The following is a 7,806-nucleotide window of genomic DNA, read 5'->3' on the forward strand; positions in this document are numbered from 1 at the left end:
GCCTCAGTGGCGACGAGCGCGCCGCACTGGTCGTCGGCACGAAGCTGCTCAGCGGACTGATGCTCGACCACCGCAGGGATGCCGACGACCTGTTCGCCCCCCTGCGTCCACACATCGGCACGTTCATCGCCGCGCTGAAGACGCGCAGCCGGGACGGCAGCTGACCTTCCCCTGCGGCAGTCCATAGCGATGAAAGCCCGCAGCGCCGACGACGCCCACCGGCTCGAGGACCTCCCGAACATCGGGCCGTCCATCGCGGGCGACCTGCGCGGCATCGGCATCCTCGGCCCCGGCGACCTGGTCGGCCAGGATCCGTACGCGCTCTACCAGCGGGTGAACGAGGCGACGGGCCAGCGCCATGATCCCTGCCTGTGCGACTGCTTCATCGCGGCGGTGCGCTTCATGGAAGGCAGTGGTCCTCTACCCTGGTGGCACTACACCGCGGAGCGCAAACAGCGATTCCGCAACGACCCTGCACTCGCCGGTTAGCCGTCGGACAGGCGGTTACGGCTAAGGTGCGGCGACCCGTCACGGAGCTTTCCATGCGCACCCGCCGCCGCTTCCTGGTCGCCGCCTTCGCCGCCACCGCCACGCTCGCCCTCTCGGGCTGCGAAACCCTGGATGCAGTCACTGGCCTGTTCGGCAACCAGATCAACTTCACCCAGCCGCAGCTGCAGCGCTACCTCAACCAGAGCTTCCCGCGCGAGTTCGACAAGCTGGGGGGACTGGTCTCGGCCACGCTGACCAATCCGCGCCTGAGCATTCCGTCGGGCGATGACCGCCTCCGGCTGGACTTCGACATCGGCGTCAGTGCGCTCGGCGCTCGCGATGTCAGCCGTGGCCACTTCGCGCTCGCCAGCCGACTGCGCTATGACCCAGCGACGCGCGGGCTGCACCTGGACAATCCCGAGATCCTGTCGGTCGACGTGCCGGGGTCGGGTTCGCTGATGTCCGGCGGTACGCGCCAACTGGTCAACACCGTGCTGGCCGAATACGCGCGCAGCGAGCCGGTCTACCGCATCGACAACGACATCCTGCAGCGCCTGCCCGCCAGCAAGCGCATCGGCAGCGCCCTGATCGAGGATGGCCGCGTGGTCATCCACCTGCAGTGAGGCAGCACGATGAAGACCCTGATCCCCCGTATCGCCCTGCTCTGCGCAGTCGCGCTGCCCTCTCTGGCCGGGGCGGACAACGCCGGCACGCTCCGCTTCGACGCCACCCAGCTGCAGGCGGCCGCCCGCGCCGGCTTTCCTGTGGAGCACGCACTGCTCGAAGGTTTCGCCTCCCTGACCCTGACCGATCCGCAAGTGCGCATTCCCGTCCCGGGTGAGCGCCTGCAGTTGCAGATGGACTATGACGTCGGCCTGGCCAATGGCGACCGGCTCGAGAACGGCAACGTGGTGGTCAGCAGCGGACTGCGGTACGACCCCGACACCCGGGGCCTGCACCTGGTCGATCCCCGCATCGAACACATCGGTACCGGTGCGGCAGGCCGCGGTCTGCCGGGCGGCTCGCGCGAGGCGTTGCAGGAGCTGGTCGGCGAGTACGCGCGCACGCGGCCGCTCTACACCCTCACCGCCGAGGATCTCGCCCAGGCACCCGGCCCGCTGGATGCGGACTCGCTGCGGATCCGAGACGGTCACGTGGAACTGAAACTGGCCCCGCCCGTCACTCGCTGAGCGCGACAGACGCTGCGTACCGCCGTCGGGCGGTGCGCGCTCAGATCTCGAAGCGGTAACTCAGCTTGACCACCAGTTGCTCGTCGTCGCGCAAGCGCAGGCTGTCCTGCAGCAGGCCGCCCACGTCGTCGGTTCCGGTACGCTGATCGTAGCCACCACGCGCGTAGACCACGTAGAGGTACGAAAGCGGCGCCAGCTCGTAGCGGTAGCGGATCTGGAACCCGAGGTTGCGCACGCTGAAGTCGTCCACCGTATCGGACGCGGCCAGCGCATGGCCCAGCGCATCGAAGCGCCACGCATCCCGTACGCGGGCATCCAGCGCGATCGCCTGCATCTTCACGCGCAGTTCGTGGCGGTCCGACATCACCCAGTCCAGCCCCGCGTCGAGGCTGACCTGGCGGCGCCGGAAACCGCCGACCAGGTCTTCGCGCTGCCAGACCAGCCAGTCGGGGGTGTACAGCGCATAGAAGCCGCCGTAGAGGCTGAAAGCGTCGTTGATGAAGTACGTACCGGTATAACCCACGCCGCCGCCCAGCTTGCGGTTGCCCGCCAGGCCACCGCTGACGATCTCCATCTCCGTCTCGTGCGCCCAGTCGCCCTTGCGCGGCCGCTCGTACTCGAAGTAGGTGTTGAAGTTCGCCGGCAGCCGGATCACGCCATTGCCGCGCAGCACGGTATCGGCCAGTCCCGCGCTGTTGACGTTGATCTGCGCATATTCGTAGCTGCCGTTGCGCAGCTGGCCCTCGCGGCTCATGCGGAACTGGTCATTGAGCTTGTCGCCATGGTTGTTGTGGCTGCTGCTGACGCGCCAGCGCCAATCCTTGGAGGCGTAACGCGAGTCCGCCGGCATGTCGGTGAAGCGTTTGCGCACTTCCCAATGCAGGTAATTGGTGCTGTTGCGCGACAGGTAGCCGAAGTCGTTGAGCTGCAGATCGTTGCCGAAGTGCATGGCGATCCATTGCTGGCGCCAGCCGTGGTCCATTTCGTAGTCGGCCCATACCGTCGCACCGACATCGCCGGTATCGCTGCCGGCCTGGTCGATGCGGCTGCCCAGCAGGCGCGTACGGATGTTCCAGCGCGCGCTTGGGCGCCAGTTGTGGTCCACGCCCAGCACGGTGGCCTCGCGATCGCGCGAAGGATCGTCGACGCGGCTCAGCATCGCGCCGAGGTTCTGGCTCTCGAAGTCGCGTACCAGCCGCACCGCGTGGTAGCTGCGTCCGGTTGCGCCGTCCTCGTCGGCGGAGAACAGCCCGTAGTTGGCCTGGCCCAGGCTGCCGTTCAATTTCACCGCCGCGACGATGTCGCCGGTGCTGCCCACGCGGCGCGTATAGAGCTGCTGGCTGTCGTCCGACGGCGTGGTCAGTTCGAAAATGCCCTGGTTCTCGGTGAAGAACGGGCGCTTGTCGCTGATGAAGGTTTCGGTGGCGCTGAAGTTGACCACCAGGTCGTCTGCTTCGACCTGGCCGAAATCCGGCTTCAGCGTCGCGGTGAGCTGGAAGCGGCCATTCGGTTTCCAGAACAGATCGGCACCGGCATTCAGGTCGCCCCGCCCGCCGACGTTGTCGTACAGGCCGGAGACATAGGGCGTGATCGCCAGCAGCGACTGGTCGTAGCGGGCAACCGTGACCGGTGCGAAATCGGACAGGAAGCGCGGCCGCTCGAAACTCGCCTGCGGCCAGGCCATGCGCTCGCCGGTCGCGCCGATCACGCGGGCAAGGAAGACTTTCAGCGTGCGCTGGCCGTCGGTGCCGTCGCGCATCGGCGCGGTATGCCAAGGGACCAGCAGTTCCACAGACCAGCCCTGCTCGTCTTCAGCCACCGCGTGGCGCCACTGACCGTCCCAGTCGTCGCTGAACTGGTTCTCGTTGGTGATGATCTCGTCGGCGATGCCGCCAGTCGAGCTGACGGTAAAGGCATATCCCGTCCGGCCATCGCCATCGAAATCGATGAAGGCGTTCACGCGGTCGACCTGTTCGTCGAAGTCGCGTTGCACCTTCTGCCGCGTGCGCGGAACACTGGAGGGATGCGTGGCCCGGAAGGCAATGGCGAGACCATCGGGCGTGGCCAGGATCCATGCCTCCGTCGCGAGCGAGCCCGGCTCGCCGGTCAGTGGCTGGGTCTTGCGGAAGTCGGTGACGTGGCGTGCTTCCTGCCATTCGGCAGGATCGATGCGGCCGTCGATCTCGACGGCATGGGCAAGGCTGCACGGCAGGGCCAGCGCGAGCAGGCCGGCGAATCGGGTCAGGGTCATGGCAGGCGGGTGGTGGTCCGGTGCGCGCACGTTAGCGGCGGGAAACACGGGCCACACCTGCCTTCGGTCATTTCAACCTTTCGGCTTCCCGCGGCATCCGTGCCAAGTGGAGATCAGCGCCCTTTCTTGGGCTGCAGCATCGTGCCCGTGCATTTCTTGCTGCCGCAGCGGCAGGCCCAGATCTTCTTCAGGCGCGCGGTGTGCGGCTCGGCAAGGGTGATGCCGTAGTTGTAGGTCAGCTCTTCGCCAGGCTTGATGGCGCGGATCGCTTCGATGAAGACCTTGTCCTTCTTGCGGTTCTTGCCGTCATGCTCTTCGATGACGGCCTCGCAGTTCGGGTCGCAGCTGTGGTTGATCCAGCGCGCCTTGTTGCCCTTGTGGTTGGCATCGATGACGTAGTCGTCGTTGAGCGTGAACAGGAAGGTGTGGCCGGAGTCGACGTCCCCGGTGTCGTCGGCGTCGACTTCTTCATGGGTCCGCCGCTTGCCCTTGTACTCCACCACGCGCTCGCCCTTCTCGATCGGCGCGATGGCGAACACGCCGTTACCGTGGATGTCGGATTGGCGGGCTTCGATCTTGCGGGGCATGCGGGGGTCCGGCGGGAGGAAGGAAGGGGGATTCTCGCCCATGCGCAGGGCGTTTCCCAACTTTCCCTCGCCTGAACGCTGCGGCTGCGGCGGGTGGCCGGTCTGCGCAGGGCCGCGCGTTCGATGCCCGTTCCCCTCATTGCGACCACCACCATGCGCGCCAGCCCGCTCCTGTTCACCACCGCCCTGTGCCTCACTCTGTCCGCCTGCCAGCCTGCGGAAACGCCGACGACGGCCCCACTGCCGTCGGCCGCGCCGAGCGCCGCCGACCTGCTCGCCCGCGGCGAATATCTCGTGCGAACCACCGGCTGCAACGACTGCCACACGCCGGGCTACGCCGAATCCGGCGGCACGACCGACAAGGCCGGCTGGCTGGTGGGTTCGCCGATGGGCTTCCACGGGCCGTGGGGCACTACCTACCCGAGCAACCTGCGGCTGCGCATGCAGCAGCTCACCGAAGCGCAGTGGCTCGAGTACAGCGCCAACCTGCGTACCCGCCCGATGATGCCGGACTTCGCCGTGCGCGCGATGACCGAGGAAGACCGCCGCGCGATCTACCGCTTCGTGCATTCGCTCGGTGCCGCCGGCCAGCCCGCGCCCGAGGCGTTGCCGCCGGGACAGACCCCGCCGGCACCCTACCTCGGCCTGGTGTTGCCGACCCCGCCAGCGGACGCGCCTGCGGCCCACTGAAGGCGTGCGGCCGCCTCACCAGGGGAAGAGGCGGCCGTTGAACATCCAGACCAGGCCCAGCGCCAGGCCGAACACCGTCCAGAACAGCTGGCCCAGCCCGCGGAACAGCTTCACCGCCAGATAGACGCCGCCGATGGCGAGCAGCACGCGCCAGAGGAAGCCTTGGTCCAGTCCGTGGGCGGACGGGGCGGAACCGGAAGAGGCGTGGGTGGTGGTCATCGAAGCGTTCCTGGAAGGGACTGTCCGGGAGTGGACGGGGCCCATGTTCCCGATATGCGGGTCGCCGCATCAGTCGCAGCCGTCAACCATCGCGGGTGACATTCGTCAGCCGGAGCGGCCTCGCCTGAACAGGCAGAACCCCGGAGTTTGAGCCGGCCGGCCTGAAAGCGTACAATTTCGGTACGTTTTCCGAGTTCCCTCCCCCATGCTCCGCGTCACCAAGCTGACCGACTACGCCACCGTGGTCCTGACCGTGCTCGCCGCCCGGCCGGGCCAGGTGCTCAGTGCCTCCGACCTGGCCGAACATTCCGGCCTGGAAACCCCGACCGTCAGCAAGGTGCTGAAGCCGCTTGCGCAGGCCGGCCTGGTGGAAGGTCTGCGGGGCGTGCACGGCGGCTACCGCCTGAGCCGCGACGCGGCCGAGATCACCCTGGTGGAAATTGTGGAAGCCATGGAAGGCCCGCTCGCGATGACCGAATGCAGCCAGAGCGAAAGCCAGTGCGGCATCGCACAGAAATGCGGTGCGCGCGCGAACTGGCGCCTGATCAACGACGTGGTGGCCGACGCCCTGCGCGGCTTCACCCTGGCGCAGATGGTCGCGCCTCCCCCCTCTTCTTCCGACGACGTGCGCAGGCGATCCATCGCCGTGCAGGTCGCGACCCGCTGAACCGTAGGCAGCCCGATGGCCACCGAGAACGCTGAAATCCTGGAACAGCTGGGACGTCGCTACGACGCCGGCTTCATCACCGACATCGAATCCGATTCGTTGCCGCCCGGCCTGGACGAGGACGTCGTCCGCGCCCTGTCGGCGAAGAAGAACGAGCCGGAATGGATGACCGAATGGCGCCTGGCCGCCTACCGCCACTGGCTGACCATGCAGGCCCCGCATTGGGCCAAGCTGAAGATCGGTCCGATCGATTTCCAGGCCATCAGTTACTACAGCGCACCGAAGGCGAAGTACGCCTCGCTGGACGAGGTGCCGCAGGAACTGCTGGACACCTACGACAAGCTGGGCGTGCCGCTGCACGAGCGCGCGAAGCTGGCGGGCGTGGCGGTGGACGCGGTGTTCGATTCGGTCTCCGTCGGCACCACCTTCCGCAAGGAACTGGCCGAGAAGGGTGTGATCTTCTGTTCGATGTCCGAGGCCATCCACGAACATCCCGAACTGGTGAAGCAGTACCTGGGCAGCGTGGTGCCGGTGGGCGACAACTACTTCGCCGCGCTCAATTCGGCGGTGTTCTCCGACGGCAGCTTCGTGTTCATCCCCAAGGGCGTGCGCTGCCCGATGGAACTGAGCACCTACTTCCGCATCAACGCGGGCCACACGGGCCAGTTCGAGCGCACGCTGATCATCTGCGAAGACAAGGCCTACGTCTCCTATCTGGAAGGCTGCACCGCGCCGATGCGCGATGAGAACCAGCTGCACGCCGCCGTGGTGGAACTGGTCGCGCTGGAAGACGCCGAGATCAAGTACTCGACGGTGCAGAACTGGTACCCGGGCGACGAGGAGGGCCGTGGCGGCATCTACAACTTCGTCACCAAGCGTGCCGAATGCCGGGGCGACCGCAGCAAGGTGACGTGGACGCAGGTGGAGACCGGTTCGGCGATCACCTGGAAATACCCGTCCTGCGTGCTGCTGGGCGACGACTCCGTGGGCGAGTTCCACTCGGTCGCGCTGACCCACCACCGCCAGCAGGCCGACACCGGCACCAAGATGATCCACGTGGGCAAGCGCACCAAGTCCAAGATCGTCAGCAAGGGCATCAGCGCCGGCCGCGGCCAGAACACCTACCGCGGCCTGGTGAAAGTGGACCGCAACGCCGACGGCGCGCGCAACTACACCCAGTGCGACAGCCTGCTGATCGGCAAGAAGTGCGGTGCGCACACCTTCCCCTACATCGAAGTGAAGAACCCCACCGCGACGCTGGAGCACGAGGCCACCACCTCCAAGATCAGCGACGACCAGATGTTCTACTGCCGTGCCCGTGGCATCAGTCAGGAAGACGCGGTATCGATGATCGTCGACGGCTTCTGCAAGCAGGTCTTCCGCGAGCTGCCGATGGAGTTCGCGGTGGAAGCCAAGAAGCTGCTGGAAGTATCGCTGGAAGGCAGCGTCGGGTAGCAGAGTCCCCTTCTCCCTCGGGGAGAAGGTGGCGCGAAGCGCCGGATGAGGGTGCGGCGGAGCCAATGACGTCCAGACCATCCGGACTTCGCCGAACCCTCACCCCAACCCCTCTCCCGGTGGGAGAGGGGCTCAAGCAATCAAACTGGAAACGCACCATGTTGAAGATCGATAACCTCCACGCCAGCGTCGCCGGCAAGGACATCCTCAAGGGCCTCTCGCTGGAGGTGAAGCCGGGCGAAGTGCACGCCATCATGG

The 7,806-nt window shown here is 66.7% G+C and carries 10 protein-coding genes and 1 pseudogene; 8 read left to right on the forward strand and 3 right to left on the reverse strand.

Annotation, left to right across the window (positions count from 1 at the left end; translation table 11 throughout):
* The 4 genes from AC04L7_RS08430 to AC04L7_RS08445 all read left to right on the forward strand — a co-directional run.
* Positions 1 to 164, forward strand: a 164-nt coding sequence (locus AC04L7_RS08430; protein WP_475512817.1) for a DUF3861 family protein, incomplete at its 5' end; no start/stop codon positions are given.
* A gap of 25 nt (positions 165 to 189) precedes the next feature.
* Positions 190 to 489 (forward strand): helix-hairpin-helix domain-containing protein, encoded by a 300-nt coding sequence (locus AC04L7_RS08435; RefSeq protein WP_435999929.1) that lies wholly within the window; start codon positions 190 to 192, stop codon positions 487 to 489.
* A gap of 53 nt (positions 490 to 542) precedes the next feature.
* Positions 543 to 1,112, forward strand: a complete 570-nt coding sequence (locus tag AC04L7_RS08440; RefSeq protein ID WP_435999931.1) for a DUF1439 domain-containing protein — start codon at positions 543 to 545, stop codon at positions 1,110 to 1,112.
* A 9-nt stretch (positions 1,113 to 1,121) separates the two neighbouring features.
* Complete coding sequence (locus tag AC04L7_RS08445; RefSeq protein WP_435999933.1) at positions 1,122 to 1,679, forward strand: YceB family lipoprotein; 558 nt, start codon at positions 1,122 to 1,124, stop codon at positions 1,677 to 1,679.
* A gap of 40 nt (positions 1,680 to 1,719) precedes the next feature.
* Here AC04L7_RS08445 and AC04L7_RS08450 read toward each other — a convergent pair whose 3' ends face one another.
* Positions 1,720 to 3,930, reverse strand: coding sequence for a DUF5916 domain-containing protein (locus tag AC04L7_RS08450; protein ID WP_435999935.1), 2,211 nt, complete (start codon positions 3,928 to 3,930; stop codon positions 1,720 to 1,722).
* 113 nt (positions 3,931 to 4,043) lie between these two features.
* Complete coding sequence (locus tag AC04L7_RS08455; protein WP_296278840.1) at positions 4,044 to 4,517, reverse strand: SET domain-containing protein; 474 nt, start codon at positions 4,515 to 4,517, stop codon at positions 4,044 to 4,046.
* Positions 4,518 to 4,640: 123 nt separating this feature from the next.
* Between AC04L7_RS08455 and AC04L7_RS08460 the strand changes: the two genes are divergently transcribed.
* Entirely contained in the window at positions 4,641 to 5,207 is a 567-nt protein-coding gene (locus tag AC04L7_RS08460; protein WP_299346187.1) for a c-type cytochrome, read from the forward strand.
* Between the two features lie 15 nt (positions 5,208 to 5,222).
* Here AC04L7_RS08460 and AC04L7_RS08465 read toward each other — a convergent pair whose 3' ends face one another.
* A complete protein-coding gene (locus tag AC04L7_RS08465) occupies positions 5,223 to 5,426 on the reverse strand; it encodes a hypothetical protein (protein ID WP_435999938.1) in 204 nt (67 codons plus the stop codon).
* 205 nt (positions 5,427 to 5,631) lie between these two features.
* Between AC04L7_RS08465 and AC04L7_RS08470 the strand changes: the two genes are divergently transcribed.
* The 3 genes and pseudogenes from AC04L7_RS08470 to sufC all read left to right on the forward strand — a co-directional run.
* A complete protein-coding gene (locus AC04L7_RS08470) occupies positions 5,632 to 6,093 on the forward strand; it encodes an SUF system Fe-S cluster assembly regulator (protein WP_299346181.1) in 462 nt (153 codons plus the stop codon).
* A gap of 15 nt (positions 6,094 to 6,108) precedes the next feature.
* Complete coding sequence (gene sufB / locus AC04L7_RS08475) at positions 6,109 to 7,548, forward strand: Fe-S cluster assembly protein SufB (RefSeq protein ID WP_299346178.1); 1,440 nt, start codon at positions 6,109 to 6,111, stop codon at positions 7,546 to 7,548.
* Positions 7,549 to 7,706: 158 nt separating this feature from the next.
* A pseudogene (gene sufC / locus AC04L7_RS08480) lies at positions 7,707 to 7,806 on the forward strand (Fe-S cluster assembly ATPase SufC); the annotation flags it as partial.

Source organism: Pseudoxanthomonas sp. LjRoot204_2 (genome assembly GCF_056175765.1).

Bases quoted from the DNA above. Each gene is read 5' to 3' on its own strand.
- AC04L7_RS08465 (WP_435999938.1), bottom strand. From the start codon at position 5,426: ATGACCACCACCCACGCCTCTTCCGGTTCCGCCCCGTCCGCCCACGGA.
- AC04L7_RS08460 (WP_299346187.1), top strand. From the start codon at position 4,641: ATGCCCGTTCCCCTCATTGCGACCACCACCATGCGCGCCAGCCCGCTC.
- sufB (WP_299346178.1), top strand. From the start codon at position 6,109: ATGGCCACCGAGAACGCTGAAATCCTGGAACAGCTGGGACGTCGCTAC.
- AC04L7_RS08450 (WP_435999935.1), bottom strand. From the start codon at position 3,930: ATGACCCTGACCCGATTCGCCGGCCTGCTCGCGCTGGCCCTGCCGTGC.
- AC04L7_RS08440 (WP_435999931.1), top strand. From the start codon at position 543: ATGCGCACCCGCCGCCGCTTCCTGGTCGCCGCCTTCGCCGCCACCGCC.
- AC04L7_RS08445 (WP_435999933.1), top strand. From the start codon at position 1,122: ATGAAGACCCTGATCCCCCGTATCGCCCTGCTCTGCGCAGTCGCGCTG.
- AC04L7_RS08455 (WP_296278840.1), bottom strand. From the start codon at position 4,517: ATGCCCCGCAAGATCGAAGCCCGCCAATCCGACATCCACGGTAACGGC.
- AC04L7_RS08470 (WP_299346181.1), top strand. From the start codon at position 5,632: ATGCTCCGCGTCACCAAGCTGACCGACTACGCCACCGTGGTCCTGACC.
- AC04L7_RS08435 (WP_435999929.1), top strand. From the start codon at position 190: ATGAAAGCCCGCAGCGCCGACGACGCCCACCGGCTCGAGGACCTCCCG.